Origin of the sequence: Streptomyces sp. NPDC005402, from assembly GCF_040606575.1 — a bacterium.
In the GTDB taxonomy this organism is placed as follows: Bacteria; Actinomycetota; Actinomycetes; order Streptomycetales; family Streptomycetaceae; genus Streptomyces.
The window spans coordinates 443359-457072 of sequence record NZ_JBEXFB010000001.1 but is presented as its reverse complement, the minus strand read 5'-3'; the positions used below and the strand labels follow the sequence as shown (position 1 = coordinate 457072).

14 protein-coding genes are annotated in these 13714 nt (G+C 69.5%); 6 read left to right on the top strand and 8 right to left on the bottom strand.

Features of this window, described 5'->3' with window-relative positions; genetic code table 11:
• The first annotated feature begins 12 nt into the window (after window positions 1-12).
• Window positions 13-771, top strand: coding sequence for a PaaX family transcriptional regulator C-terminal domain-containing protein (locus tag ABZT02_RS02115; RefSeq protein WP_356013273.1), 759 nt, complete (start codon window positions 13-15; stop codon window positions 769-771).
• 64 nt (window positions 772-835) lie between these two features.
• Here ABZT02_RS02115 and ABZT02_RS02110 read toward each other — a convergent pair whose 3' ends face one another.
• Window positions 836-1639 (bottom strand): pectate lyase, encoded by an 804-nt coding sequence (locus tag ABZT02_RS02110; protein ID WP_356013271.1) that lies wholly within the window; start codon window positions 1637-1639, stop codon window positions 836-838.
• 38 nt (window positions 1640-1677) lie between these two features.
• A complete protein-coding gene (locus tag ABZT02_RS02105) occupies window positions 1678-2655 on the bottom strand; it encodes a polysaccharide lyase family 1 protein (protein WP_356013269.1) in 978 nt (325 codons plus the stop codon).
• 751 nt (window positions 2656-3406) lie between these two features.
• Between ABZT02_RS02105 and ABZT02_RS02100 the strand changes: the two genes are divergently transcribed.
• Together ABZT02_RS02100 and ABZT02_RS02095 are read left to right on the top strand one after the other, a co-directional pair.
• Window positions 3407-4051: a non-reducing end alpha-L-arabinofuranosidase family hydrolase gene (locus ABZT02_RS02100; protein ID WP_356013267.1), complete on the top strand. Its 645-nt coding sequence runs from the start codon at window positions 3407-3409 to the stop codon at window positions 4049-4051.
• Between the two features lie 5 nt (window positions 4052-4056).
• A complete protein-coding gene (locus tag ABZT02_RS02095) occupies window positions 4057-5316 on the top strand; it encodes a PHB depolymerase family esterase (RefSeq protein WP_356013680.1) in 1260 nt (419 codons plus the stop codon).
• Between the two features lie 2 nt (window positions 5317-5318).
• Here the strand turns inward: ABZT02_RS02095 and ABZT02_RS02090 are convergent, their stop codons facing one another.
• Window positions 5319-5498: a hypothetical protein gene (locus ABZT02_RS02090; RefSeq protein ID WP_356013264.1), complete on the bottom strand. Its 180-nt coding sequence runs from the start codon at window positions 5496-5498 to the stop codon at window positions 5319-5321.
• 284 nt (window positions 5499-5782) lie between these two features.
• Window positions 5783-6862: an NADH:flavin oxidoreductase/NADH oxidase gene (locus tag ABZT02_RS02085; RefSeq protein WP_356013262.1), complete on the bottom strand. Its 1080-nt coding sequence runs from the start codon at window positions 6860-6862 to the stop codon at window positions 5783-5785.
• A 160-nt stretch (window positions 6863-7022) separates the two neighbouring features.
• Here ABZT02_RS02085 and ABZT02_RS02080 point away from each other — a divergent pair, with 160 nt between their 5' ends.
• On the top strand, window positions 7023-7376 hold the full coding sequence (locus tag ABZT02_RS02080; RefSeq protein WP_356013260.1) for a helix-turn-helix transcriptional regulator: 354 nt from the start codon (window positions 7023-7025) through the stop codon (window positions 7374-7376).
• On the opposite strand, the gene ABZT02_RS02075 is transcribed toward ABZT02_RS02080, so the two are convergent.
• Both ABZT02_RS02075 and ABZT02_RS02070 read right to left on the bottom strand, forming a co-directional pair.
• Window positions 7296-8684 carry a nucleobase:cation symporter-2 family protein gene (locus ABZT02_RS02075; RefSeq protein WP_356013257.1) on the bottom strand — a complete coding sequence of 463 codons (1389 nt, stop codon included), beginning with the start codon at window positions 8682-8684 and terminating at the stop codon, window positions 7296-7298. The two genes, ABZT02_RS02080 and ABZT02_RS02075, sit on opposite strands and share 81 nt — an antisense overlap.
• A 68-nt stretch (window positions 8685-8752) precedes the next feature.
• Entirely contained in the window at window positions 8753-10090 is a 1338-nt protein-coding gene (locus ABZT02_RS02070) for an FAD-dependent oxidoreductase (protein ID WP_356013255.1), read from the bottom strand.
• A 188-nt stretch (window positions 10091-10278) separates the two neighbouring features.
• Here ABZT02_RS02070 and ABZT02_RS02065 point away from each other — a divergent pair, with 188 nt between their 5' ends.
• Window positions 10279-10743 carry a DUF6214 family protein gene (locus ABZT02_RS02065; protein WP_356013253.1) on the top strand — a complete coding sequence of 155 codons (465 nt, stop codon included), beginning with the start codon at window positions 10279-10281 and terminating at the stop codon, window positions 10741-10743.
• Between the two features lie 27 nt (window positions 10744-10770).
• Here the strand turns inward: ABZT02_RS02065 and ABZT02_RS02060 are convergent, their stop codons facing one another.
• Window positions 10771-11439 carry a DUF305 domain-containing protein gene (locus ABZT02_RS02060; RefSeq protein ID WP_356013679.1) on the bottom strand — a complete coding sequence of 223 codons (669 nt, stop codon included), beginning with the start codon at window positions 11437-11439 and terminating at the stop codon, window positions 10771-10773.
• Window positions 11440-11534: 95 nt separating this feature from the next.
• Between ABZT02_RS02060 and ABZT02_RS02055 the strand changes: the two genes are divergently transcribed.
• A complete protein-coding gene (locus ABZT02_RS02055) occupies window positions 11535-13037 on the top strand; it encodes a hypothetical protein (protein ID WP_356013251.1) in 1503 nt (500 codons plus the stop codon).
• Here ABZT02_RS02055 and ABZT02_RS02050 read toward each other — a convergent pair.
• Entirely contained in the window at window positions 13025-13699 is a 675-nt protein-coding gene (locus tag ABZT02_RS02050) for a helix-turn-helix domain-containing protein (RefSeq protein ID WP_356013249.1), read from the bottom strand. The genes ABZT02_RS02055 and ABZT02_RS02050 overlap by 13 nt on opposite strands.
• Between the last annotated feature and the right edge of the window lie 15 nt (window positions 13700-13714).

Here is a 13714-nt window from a genome sequence, read left to right as displayed (position 1 = left end):
CAGTACGTGCCCATGCGGAGGAACGTGTCGGAGCAGCCCGGTGAGGTCGACCTGCGGCCGTTGTCCGCGCGGTCGGTCGTACTGAGTCTGCTGCTCGGCGCGCACCCCCCGGAGATGGCGGTCAAGGACCTGGTCCGCGCGGTGGAGCCGTTCGGGGTCGGCGGCTCCACGCTGCGCGCCGCGCTCAGCCGGATGGTGAGCGCCGGTGACCTGCGGCGTGCCGACACCGTCTACGGCCTCAGCGACCGGCTGCTCGCCCGTCAGCGCCGCCAGGACGACTCCGTGCACCCCCGCACGCGCGCGTGGCGCGGCGACTGGGAGATGGTCGTGATCACGGCGACGGGCCGCAACCCGGCCGAACGCGCCGAACTGCGCGCGCGGCTGACCGCCCTCCGGCTCGCCGAGCTCCGGGAGGGCGTCTGGCTGCGACCCGCCAACCTGCTCCGACCGCTCCCGGACGACCTGGACGAGGTGGCCCAGCGCTGCATGGCCCGCCCCGGCGGTTCCGGCCCCGAGCTGGCCGCCGCGCTGTGGCCCCTCGACGGCTGGGCGGCCGACTCCCGGGCACTGCTCGCCCATGTCGCCCGCGCGGACCGGCCCGCGGACCGGCTCACCGGCTTCGCGGCGGTCGTACGCCAGCTGCTGACCGATCCCGTGCTGCCGCCCGAGCTCCTGCCGCCCGACTGGCCGGGCGCCGCACTGCGCTCCGCGTACGCGGACTACCAGGGCGAGCTGGCGGACACCGTCCCGCAGGGCCACCTGCGCACATGACACGGCGGCCGTGCGAAGCGCCGTGCGGGGACGCTTCGTACGGCCGCCTTCACCTGCCGAGCGGCTACCTGTAGGTGATGTCCGAGGTCGCGTACTTGCAGTACGTACTGTCGGGTCCGGAGCCGTTCGTGGTCGGCTCCTTGCCCGTGTTGTTCCCGATGTACTTCTGGCACGGGACGATCTTCTTGCTGGAGTCGCCCACGATCGTGATCTTCTTCAGGGTCGCGCTGTCGCCGTAGTTGGTGTTGATGCCGACGAGCTTGTTGCCCGAGTAGGTCGCCTCGATGGTGTTGAGGTTGATCGTCCGCTTGTACTGCGTGGAGCAGTTGCCGCAGGAGCGGACGAAGGTGCCGAAGTTCTGCACCGCGAAGTTCGAGACGTTGAGCGTGCCGGCGCCGTTGAACTGGAACACCTTGTCGCTGGCCGACTTCGCGCCACCGCCGGAGACGGTGTACACGTTCGACGACGAGGAGCCGCGGAAGGTCGCCGCGTCCTCGCCGACGTCCTCCCACCACACGTTCTGCAGCGTGCAGCTGCCCGCGCAGTGGATGCCGTCGGCGGCGGGAGCGCCGATGATGACGTTCTTCAGGACGGTGCCGGCGGCCAGGTTCAGGATCGGCCCCTGGTCCTCGTCCTGGCTGTCGCTGCCCAGGTCGCCCGTGCCGTACAGGCGCTTCATGCCGTAGTCCTTGGTGCCGGACAGCTCGATGGTCGAGGAGACCGCCTGGCTGCCGTTCGCGGTGGGCCAGGTGGCGGCGCTGGCCGTCGGCGTGTTGAGTGCCATGATCATGCCAACCGAGAGGCCGAGTGCGGCCATGGCGCCTGTCAGCGCGCGCCTGCGCGCGCGTGGACGTGCCGAAGAAGTCATGTCCCGAATCCTTCTTCCTTGTCGGGGGGTGGGGGTGGTCAGAGCTTTCCGGCGCCCGCGCCGCCGGTCACCGAGGCGACGACGGAGGAGGCGGGCTCGGCGGTGTAGCCGTACGGAGCGGTGGTGAAGGTGCCGACCTGGGAGACCTCGGTGGCGGCTCCGCCGAGGTCGTTGCCGCGCAGGTTGGCGTAGCCGTCCACATCACTGTTCCGGTTCGTGGTGACAGCGACTCCGGTGCTGCGGAAGACGTTGTTCTCCACGAGCATCTGGGCGCCCATGCGCGAATGCACCGCGGTCTCGGCGCCGACGACGTAGTTGTCGTAGAAGTGCCCGGTGCCGAAGCGCAGACTGGGGATACGCGAGTTGACGTTGTTGAACCAGTTGTGGTGGTACGTCACCTTCAGATGACCGGTGTCCTGGCTCGCGTTGTTGTCGCTGTGGCCGACGAGCGAGCCCTTGAAGTGGTCCTTGAAGGTGTTCCAGGACACCGTGACGTTGTCCGAGCCGTGGTTGATGTCCAGCAGCCCGTCGTAGTAGTCCTTGTCGTGATCGCGGTCCGCCGAGAAGGAGTTGTGGTCGATCCACACCTTCGTCGAGGCCTGCACCTCGATGCCGTCGGCGGGCGCGAGGGGCTTGCTGATGTTCAGGTTGCGGACCACGACGTTGGTGACCTTCTTCAGCCGCAGCCCGCCACCGGTGAACCCGGACGACGAACCGACGCCCAGCACCGTGGTGTTGGAGCCGACGTCGACCGTGCCGCTCAGCGAGATCAGGCCGTTGACCTTGACGACCTTCGCCGTGCTGCCGGTGACGGCCGTCTTGAAGGCGCTCAGCGTGGAGACGGTGACCGCGGAAGCGCTGCCTCCGCCGGTCGTTCCGGCGCCGAAACCGATGGGGGAGGTCTCGGCGGCCCCGGCCGGCTGCGGGACGGCCAGGGCGGCCGCCGTCGCGATCGCGGCCGCACCGGCGGCCAGAGCGGATCTTTGCGCGTGTGTACGTGGGGGGCGAGTACGCATGCGGGTGCGTCCCTTCATGGGGCCTGCGTGGTGCCAGGTCGGACATGTACGTGACGAATGTTCGTCATGTTGAACGACATGCAAGGTGCAGCTCCGCAATGTGAGGCCCTGCCGCCGCAGGACGGTTCACACTGCTGAACGGAACGTAGGGGGCAAGCGCTTTCTAGTCAACGCTTTGCGCAGAAGACATTCGGCCACCGATGCGGGGGAGGCGGGCGGCGGTGCACTCGAATTCTTTCGACGTGTGGGAGCGCTTCCATGAAAGCCATGTGCATGCCACCATGCTCGCCGGACGCTTCCCTTCCGAGAGATTTCCGAGAACTTCCGAGAGGGGCGAGTCGGTGACGACTCCACACATGCGTACGTTCGTCAGCGGCCCGGTGCTCACCTTGCTCGCCCTGGAACTCACGACTCACGCCCCCGCCCCGGCCGACGCGGACAACCGGGGCGCCCCCCTGCCGGGATGCTTCAGCCGCTCCGCCATCGGTCCGCTGATCGGCCGCGAACCGGACGCCGACCCTCCGATCGTCTCCGCCAAGGACCCGACGGTCTTCCGGTACAAGAACCGCCGGCCCGTCCGCATGACGACCGCGGACACCGCCGACGCGTGGAGTCTCGCCCACACGAGCTTCACTGACCGGGCGCAGGCGGCCGACGCGCCCCTGGCCTTCCTGGACGCCGACCCGAACATCGGCGACCGGTACGCGGCCGCGCCCAAGTCCTGTACTTCGCGCCCCGCAGGCTCTGGTGCATGGTCCACCGGACCGGTCCGCCGTCGTACTCGACGACAAAAGACCCGGTGGACCCGGGCAGTTGGAGCAGGGAGAGCAAGCGCCCGAGCTTCCGGCTGGACTTCTGGACGATCTGCGTCCGGAGCGACCGCTACCTCTTCTTCTCCGACGACTGCAGTCCCCAGTACCGGTCCCGGACCACCCGCGCTGGGTTCCCCAACGGCTTCCGCGGCACCAAGATCGTCCTGGGTGAGCCCCACCGCTTCGACCTGTTCGAGGCGTGCAACGTCCACCCCGTCGCCGGGACGAGGAAGTACCTGATGCCGGTGGAGGCCTGGGCCACCGGCTCCGACTGGCGCCGCTCCTCCCGCGCCTGGACCCCGAACGCCCTCATCCGCTCGAACAGCGTGACGTTCCCGGACGGCAGGGCTGTCCGGACCGAGGACTTCAGTCACGGCGAGACGATCCGCGACGGAGTCGGCCAGACCCTGACGATCGACCCCTGCCGGCTGCGCTGCCTCTACCAGGGCCCGGACCTGGCCGCGAGCGGCCACGACTCCCGACTGCCCTGGAAGCTCTCCCTGTCGACCCAGACGAACTCATCCTGCAGATCCTTACGAAAGAAAGGGGCAAGGACGTGTCCACCACCCCCAGGAGACCGCTGAGCTCGATACTGCTGGCTCTGCTGTCGTTACTCGCGGCGGCGCTCGTGGCCGCCCCCAGCGCGTCGGCGCGCACCGAGGCAGCCCCCGCGGCGACCCTCACCGAGATCACCAATTTCGGTACGAATCCCAGCAATCTCCAGATGTACCTGTACGTGCCGGACAACGTGACCGCACATCCGGCGGTCGTCGTGGCCGTGCACTACTGCACCGGCTCCGGACCGGCCATGTACAACGGCACCGAGTGGGCCCAACTGGCCAACACCTACGGCTTCGTGGTGATCTACCCCTCGGTCACGCGCTCCAGCAAGTGCTTCGACGTGTCCTCGCCGCAGGCGCTGAAGCGGGGCGGCGGCAGCGACCCCGTCGGCATCAAGTCGATGATCGACTGGACGGTGAACACCTACTCCGCCGACACCAGCAGGATCTACGCGACCGGCATCTCCTCGGGCGCGATGATGACGAACGTCCTGCTCGGCGACTACCCGGACGTGTTCGCGGCGGGCGCGGCCTTCTCCGGCGTCCCGTTCGGGTGCTTCGCGACGACGGACGGATCGGAGTGGAACAGCGCCTGCTCGGGCGGCACCGTCACCCACACCCCCCAGCAGTGGGGCGACCTGGTCCGCGCCGCCTACCCCGGTTACACCGGCACCCGGCCGCGCATGCAGGTGTGGCACGGCACCGAGGACGACGTGCTGCGTTACCCGAACTTCGGCGAGGAGATCAAGCAGTGGACGAACGTCCTCGGCGTCAGCCAGACGCCCGCCGCCACGGACACGCCGGTCTCCGGCTGGACCCGCACCCGCTACGGGGCCACCGGTGACCGGGCCCCCGTCGAGGCGATCAGCCTCCAGGGCGTCGGCCACAACCTCTACACCACCGGCATGGCCGCCCGCGCCCTCACCTTCTTCGGCCTCGACAGCTCCGGCCCGGCGCCCCAGCCCCAGCCGGGCGCCTGCAAGGTGACGGCGACGACGAACGCCTGGAACACCGGCCTGACGGCGTCTCTGACGATCACCAACACCGGCACGACCGCGATCAGCGGCTGGCAACTGGCCTTCACCCTCCCCGCCGGCCAGACCATCACCAACGGCTGGGGTGCCACGTACACCCCGGCCTCCGGGACGGTGACGGCGACGAACGCGACGTACAACGGCACGATCGCGCCGAACGCGAGTGTCGGCATCGGCTATCAGGCGAACCACGGCGGCAACAGCGCGGCGCCGGGTGGCTTCACACTCAACGGAACGGCCTGTACGGCGAGTTGATGTCACCGGCCATCGCGGTCCTCCGGCGGGATGTTCCGGCGCAGCGCGCGGGCGTCCCGCCGGACGGCGTGCCAGGAACGCAGCAGACCCCGCACCTGGTCGAGCAGTCCGGTGAGGGCGTACAGAAACACGGACACCACGCTTGCCGCGCCCAGGATGTCCAGGACGATCCGCGACTCCATGCTCGGGGCCTCCTCCGAGAGGGGGCGATCGGACCGAGCGCGAGCCGCAGGCGGGATGGCAGGTGTCTCAGGCCGACCACCCTGTACTGACGGTGATCAACTGAGGCCCTGCCGGCGTGCAGGCCGCGTGTGAAGTTGTCGCGATTGACGCGCCGCCGAGTTACCCGGCGGACGCGCCCGAAAGGGACGCCGGACCCATTCCCGTCGCAGTCGGCGAGCCGACCGTGCGCGGGGGAGCTTACTTCCCCCGCCCTCCGCGCCGAAGGCCTTTCCGGAAACGAGGGTCACACCGACCGGTGGTACTGCTTCGGCACATGTACGTCCCCGCCCAGCTCCCGTGCCGCATGCCGTGCCCAGGACGGGTTCCGCAGCAGTTCGCGGCCCAGCAGGATCGCGTCCGCCTCGCCGTTGGAGAGGATCTTCTCGGCCTGTTCGGTGTCTGTGATGAGGCCGACCGCGGCGACCGGGAGGGCGGTCTCCGCCTTGACCCGGGCGGCGAAGGGGACCTGGTAGCCGGGGCCGACCGGGATGCGGACGCCCGACGCGTTGCCGCCGGTGGAGACGTCCAGGAGGTCGATGCCGTGCGTCCTCAGGTCGTGGGCGAAGCGGACGGTGTCGTCCGGGGTCCACCCGCCCTCCTCCAGCCAGTCGGTCGCCGAGATGCGGAAGAAGAGGGGCTTGTCGTCGGGCCAGACCTCACGTACCGCGTCGACGACCCGCAGCGCGAAGCGGGTGCGGTTCTCGTACGAGCCGCCGTACTCGTCGGTGCGGTGATTGCTGTGCGGGGAGAGGAAGTTGCCGATCAGATAGCCGTGGGCGCCATGGATCTCTGCGACTTCGAAACCGGCGGCGAGAGCGCGGCGGGCAGCATTCGCGAACTGGCCGACCACCTCGGTGATCTGATCGGTCGTCAGCTCGGTCGGTACCGGGTGGTCCGCGTCGTACGCCAGCGGGCTCGGGCCCAGCGGCTGCCAGCCCCGCGCGTCCGGGGTGAGCGGGGCGCCGCCCTTCCACGGCTGGTCGGTCGACGCCTTGCGGCCCGCGTGGGCGAGCTGGATCCCCGGGACCGTGCCCTGGGAGACCAGGAAGCGGGTGATGCGGCGGAACGCCTCCACCTGGGTGTCGTTCCAGATGCCGAGGTCGTAGGGGGAGATGCGGCCCTCGGGGCTGACACCGGTGGCCTCGACGATGATCAGGCCCGTGCCGCCGGCCGCGCGGGCCGCGTAGTGCGCGAAGTGCCAGTCGTTCGGGGCGCCGATCCCGGGACCGTCCGGCGCGGCCGAGTACTGGCACATCGGCGGCATCCACACCCGGTTCGGGATCGTCACGTCGCGGAGGGTGAAGGGCTCGAAGAGTGCGCTCACGGCGGGCTCCATTCGTCACGGGACCGGTGGTGGTCGACTCGTACGATAGGCATCGTAGTACGTCGGATGTCAAACTACGATAGATCTCGTACAATGGGGTTCCCGAGGGCGGCCCCCGAGTCCGCGGAGCCCCCGGGAAACCCGCAGAAGTGGAGCCGCCGTGACCTCCCCCACCGTCAGCAGTCGTGCCCTTCCGCACCCGGAGCGCGGTGAGATCCGGCTGGAGGGCATCCTGCACGCCCTCTCCGACCCGATGCGTCTGCGGATCGTTCGTGAGCTCGCCGCGGCCGACGACGCGCTCTCCTGTTCGCACTTCGACCTGCCCGTCACCAAGTCGACGACCACCCACCACTTCCGGGTGCTGCGCGAGAGCGGGGTGATCCGGCAGATCTACCGGGGCACGGCCAAGATGAACGGTCTGCGCCGGGACGACCTAGACGATCTCTTCCCGGGGCTTCTCGACACCCTTCTCGACGCCGCCGCCCGTCAGTCCGTCCGGCTCGGGAGCGGCTGAACGAGCCTGCGCGGGCAGGTGGTTGAAGAGCAGGTTCAGCACGATCGCGGTCAGGCAGCCCGCGCTGATGCCGCTGTTCATCACGGTCTGGAACCAGTCGGGGAACTTCCCGTAGATCGTCGGCACCCCGACCGGCAGCACGCCCATGGCCACCGAGACGGCCACCACCGTCAGGTTGTTGTTGCCCCTGTAGTCGACCTGGGTGAGGGTCCTCAGGCCGCTCGCCGCGACCGTCCCGAACATCACCAGGCCCGCCCCGCCCAGCACCGGTGCCGGAATCGCCGCGACCACCGCGCCCAGCTTCGGCAGCAGGCCCAGCAGGACCAGGATGCCGCCGGCCGTGGCGACGACCCAGCGGCTGCGCACGCGGGACATGCCGACCAGGCCCACGTTCTGGGCGTACGCCGTGTACGGGAAGGTGTTGAAGACGCCGCCGAGCACGGTCGACAGGCCGTCGGCGCGCAGGCCGTCCGACAGCGAGCGCGGCTCGATCCGGCGGTCCGTCATCTCACCGACCGCGATCAGGTCGCCGGTCGTCTCGGTCATCGTCACCAGCGCCACGACCAGCATCGACACGATCGCCGAGAACTCGAAGGTCGGCGCCCCGAAGTGGAACGGCGTGCTGATCCCCACCCAGTCCGCGTCCCCGACCCCGTCGAAGTCCGTGAACCCGAACGGGACGGCCACCACCAGGCCCGCCGCGATGCCGATCAGCACCGCGATCCGGCTCAGGAACGCCGGAGCGAACCGCTGCACGCCCAGCACCACCGTCAGCACGAAGACGGCCAGCGCGATGTTCTTCGGCGCGCCGAAGTCGGCCGATCCGGCACCGCCGGCCACCCAGTTGCCCGCGACCGGCAGCAGCGAGATGCCGATGATCAGGATCACCGTGCCCGTGACCAGCGGCGGGAAGAAGCGGAGCAGTTTGCCGAAGACCGGTGCGAGCAGCATGATCGCGAGGCCCGCGACGATGACCGAGCCGTAGATCGCCGGGAGTCCGCCGCCGGTCGTGCCGATCAGGACCATCGGGGACACGGCCGCGAAGGTGCAGCCCTGCATGATCGGCAGCCGTACGCCGAAGCGCCAGAAGCCGACGCACTGGATGAGCGTGGCGATGCCGCACACCAGCAGGTCGGCGGTGATCAGATACGCCAGGTCCGCGGACGACAGCTTCATCGCGCCGCCGACGATCAGGGGGACGGCCACGGCGCCCGCGTACATCGCGAGGACGTGCTGGAGGCCGAAGGCGGCGAGCTGCCGTACCGGGGGTACTTCGTCCACGGGGTGCGCAGGGGTGGTTTGGGCCATGTCCGAGACTGTATGCCTGTTGAACAGATTGTTGATTTCGGAGGTGTTGCCGGTTCGTTAGGGCGCCGCTAGAGGCCGTGGACGGCGTTGCGCAGCGACTGCCAGTCGGGAAGTTTCACCACGCCCCGGCCGAGTGACGCGCCGAGCTCCGCTTCCGCCCGTTCTATGGCGCACCAGCCCGACCACTCCACCGGTTCGACCCCCGCCGCCCGCAGCGCGTCGAGCGGATCCCCGGGCAGTTCCCTGCGTACCAGCGTGGGGGCGTCCTCGAGCAGCGTGGTCACCGTCTCCTTGGCGTCCGGGCGGTTGGTGCCGATCACGCCTGTCGGGCCTCGCTTGATCCAGCCGGCCACGTACTCTCCCGGGACGGCGACACGGCCGTGCACGACACGGCCGTCGACGTGGGGCACCGTGCCGCTCTCCGCGTCGAACGGCAGTCCCTCCACCGGCATCCCCCGGTAGCCGACCGAGCGCAGCACCAACTGGGCCTCGATCTCCTCGAACTCACCCGTGCCGCGCACCCCGCCGCGCCCGTCCGGCACCGTCCTCTCGAAGCGGACCGCGCCCACGCGGCCGCCGTCGGCGAGGAGTTCGACGGGGCGCAGGAAGAACCGCAACGAGATCCTGCGGGAGGACGGCCCGGACTCCGCGGCCGCCCAGCCTCGCAGCACCTCCACGTTCCGGCGCTGCGGTGCCGGCAGGGCGGCGGGGTCGAGGTACGCAGGGTCCAGCGCCAACTCCTCCGCGTGTACGGCCACTTCGGTGTCCGGAAGTGAACCCAGCTCGCGCAGCTCCTTGGTGGTGAAACGGGCCTGGGAGGGGCCCCGCCGGCCCACCATGTGGACCTCCGTCACCCGGCTGGCCGCCAGCGCGGTGAGTGCCGGATGCGGGATGTCGGTCGGGCTGAGCTCGGTCGTCCCGCGCGCCAGCATCCGCGTCACGTCGACGGCGACGTTGCCCACACCGATGACCACGGCGGACCGGGCGCCGGTCACGAAGCCGTCGGCCGTGGAGTCGGGGTGCGCGCTGTACCAGGACACGAACTCCGTCGCCGACCAGCTGCCCGGCAGATCCTCGCCCGGGATCCCGAGATGCCGGTCGGTGGCGGCGCCCACGCAGTACACGACGGCGTGGTACAGCTCGCGCAGCCGCGCGGCCGGCACTCCGCCGGGGCCGATCCCGACACCGCCGAGGAACCGCACCCGCTCGTGCTCCAGGATCGTCCGCAGGGTGTTCTGGAGCGATTTGATCTTCTCGTGGTCCGGTGCCACCCCGTAGCGCACCAGGCCGTACGGGCACGGTAGCCGGTCCAGGACGTCGACGAGCACGTCGGGGTCCTGCTGGACGAGGCTCTGGGCGGTGTAGCACCCGCTGGGCCCGGAGCCGACGACGGCGACACGCAGCACGGCGGAACTCCTTACGAGAGGAGTTGCTGACACCTCCAGGATCGCACCGCCGGTACTGCTCTGACAGGGTGCCGCAGGGATCCGGGCGTGCGTGTCCGATCAGATGGATGTGATCATGCGGTTACGTTGCGTGTGTGCCAGAAGCCTGCTTTCTGAATCTTTTTGATCGTTGTCCGACGGAGGGCAGCGTGTCCGTGTGGCCCGCGTGGGAACTGCGGGAAGACGACGTCACGACGGCGTGGTTCAACGTCCGGCTGGTCTTCTCCGACGGCGCCCGGGTCGACGCGCTCGCCGTGGTCGGCCAAGGGGGCGTCGCCCTGGAGGACGTCCGGGCGATGCCCGCCCTGTTGCTGGACGACCTGGGCACGCTCGCGGACTGGATCGAGGGGCCGCTGTTCGAGGCGTGCGGGATGCCTCATGAAACGGACCCCGAAGCCGAGGCGGGCGGACCGCGCCGTGCTCGACCGGCCTGGCCGCGTGGCCTGGAGGGGCGGTGGCTGGTGGCGCAGGAGTACCGAGCCGCCCAGGAGGGCGGCGCCGACCCGGTCCTCGCCGTGATGTGCGCGACCGGGCACAGCCGCCGCAAATCGCTCCGGCTCATCTCCCAGGCGCGTGACGCGGGCTTCCTGACGCCACGTCACGCGCGGCGCTGACAGGACCGGTTCGCATGGTCGGCCCGTTCAGAGCATGTCCCGCATGCGGTTGATCTCGCTCGTCTGCTGGGCCACCACGTCGTCCGCCATCTCCTCGATCCGGACGTTGTTGCCCTGCCCCTTCACGTCCGTCGCCATGGTGATCGCGCCCTCGTGGTGGGTGATCATCAGCGTGAGGAAGAGCTCGTCGAAGGCCTTCCCCTTCGCCCCGCGCAACTTCCTCAGCTGTGCCTCGGTCGCCATGCCGGGCATCGTGGCATGCGCGTGGCCCTCGCTCTTCTCGGACTGGCCGTACTCCTTCAGCCAGGCCCTCATCGCGGCGATCTCCGGGCCCTGCGCGGCCGAGATCCGCTCGGCGAGCGCCTTGAGCTTCGCCGACTCGGCGCGCCGCGGGGCGAGTCCGGTCAGTTCCAGGGCCTGGGCGTGGTGCGCGATCATCATGCGTGCGTACGAGACGTCCGCCGAGTTGGGGGTGTCGTCGTCGGCGCGCTGTTCCTCCGCGTCCTGGGCGGACAGCGTGCGGTTCGCCTCGCCGGGCTTGCCGGGCACCAGCACCGAAGGCCCGGTCGCCGAGGCGGACTTCGGGTCCGCGTCGGAGTCGCAGCCCGCGAGGGCCAGGGCTGCCAGTGCGGCCAGGGTGGCCGCCGCGTACGGCGCGCGGCGGAAAAGCACAGTGGTCACCCGTGGTCCTTTCATGACGAGTTCGTTGCCCCCTGTTGATCTGTGCATGGTGAAGACGATACTGCGGTGACGCGTGAACCGTTCCACATGAACGGCACAGGGAGGAAACAGTGATCCTGTTAAAAGAGTCCCGAACCCGGCACAGACGTCTGGGAGTTGCCGCGGCCGCCGCGGGTCTCCTGGCCGCGCTGCTGACCGCTGGTCCTGCCGCCGCTACCCCCGACCCCGGGGACGGCCCGGCGACGGGCAAGGGCGTCTCCAAGAGCACCGAGGCCGAGGTGAAGGCGGCGATCGCCGACGGTGAGATACCCGGCCAGGACGAGATCGTCCACTCCGGCAACATCGAGCACCTCGTCAACATCCCCAAGGACGCGCTGCCCGGCACCAACACGGACCTGGCCTTCCAGGGCCGATACGCCTTCTCCGGCAACTACGACGGCTTCCGCGTCTTCGACATCAGCAACCCCAGGGCGCCGAAGACGATCGCCCAGGTCCTCTGTCCTGGCTCGCAGAACGACATCTCCGTCTCAGGGAACCTGCTGTTCCTTTCCACAGACTCCTCGCGCAGCGACAGCAGTTGCAGCAGCACCACCCAGCCCGCGACCGAGAAGTCGTCGTGGGAGGGCATGAAGGTCTTCGACATCAGCGACAAGAGGAACCCGAAGTACGTCGCCGCCGTGGAGACCGCCTGCGGCTCCCACACCCACACACTGGTGCCCGAGCGCAGGAACGTCTACATCTACGTCTCCTCGTACTCGCCGAGTGCCGCCTACCCCGACTGTCAGCCGCCGCACGACGGCATCTCCGTCATCAAGGTGCCGCGCGGCGCCCCCGAGAAGGCGGCGGTCGTCAGCTTCCCGGTGCTCTTCCCCGGCGAGGGGCCCGACGGCGGCGGCAACCCCGGTTCGCCCACCAACCCGGGCGTCTCCAAGACCACCGGCTGCCACGACATCACGGTGCTCCCGGACAAGGACCTGGCGGCGGGCGCCTGCATGGGTGACGGCATCCTGTTCTCCATCAAGGACCCGGAGAACCCGAAGGTCATCGACCGGGTGCAGGACAACGTGAACTTCGCGTTCTGGCACTCGGCGACCTTCAACCAGAAGGCGAACAAGGTCGTCTTCACCGACGAGTTGGGCGGCGGCGGCGCGGCCACCTGCAACGCGGAGATCGGCCCGAACCGCGGGGCCGACGGCATCTACGACATCGTCGGCAAGGGCGACAAGCGAAAGCTCGTCTTCCGCAGCTACTTCAAGATCCCCCGCCACCAGGCGGACGTCGAGGTGTGCGTGGCCCACAACGGCTCGCTGATCCCGGTCAAGGGCAGGGACATCATGGTCCAGGCCTGGTACCAGGGCGGTGTCTCCGTCTGGGACTTCACCGACTCCGCGCGCCCCAAGGAGATCGGCTACTTCGAGCGCGGCCCGGTGACCACCGAGCGGCTCACGACCGCCGGCCCCTGGTCGGCGTACTACTACAACGGCTACATCTACTCCAACGACATCGCCAAGGGCTTCGACGTCCTGAAGCTCAACGACAAGCGGACGGACCCGGCCAGGAAGGTGCGGCTCGGAGAGCTCAACGTCCAGACGCAGCCGGACTACTTCGACTGATCCCCGGACTCCCGGCCCGTCTCGAAGAAACGCGACAGATCGGTGTCGTACGTCCCGTCGGGTGCCTCGGTACCCGGCGGGACGCCCTGCTGCCAGTCGAGCCGGTAGCGCGTGAACAACTCGGCACGCAGGGTCGTGATCGGCATCGGGACGTTCGGGACGACCATCGCGTAGACCGCGCCCATGAGCTGCGAGCGCAGCATCGGGTAGTCGGTCTCGACCGTCTGCGAACCGTGCCGTTCCATCGTGTCCCGCAGCAGTTCGGCGAGGCGCTGCTGCTCGGGGCACTCCACGAAGCCCTCGGTGTCCAGCAGTCCCGCCATGTGCTGGCGCATCAGCACCGTCCGGTCGCGGGCCAGACCCAGGACCGCGTCGATGGCCCGGGCCATCCGCTCCCGGCCGTCCTCGGTGCACGGTTCGCGCTCCAGCGCCTCCTCCAGCGTGCGGTGCATGAGCCGGTGCACGGCGGACTGCACGAGCTGGCGCTTGCCGGGGAAGTAGTACGACACCAGACCGCGCGCCGAACCGGCCCGGTCCGCGATGTCGCCGAGGGTGGTTGCCTCGTATCCGCGCTCGGAGACCAGTTCGAGGGCCGCCCGCAGGAGCCGCTCCCGGGAACGGCGGCGCAACTCTTCGTTGACCGAGGCGCTGCGCGGGGACATGCTGGAACTCCTGCG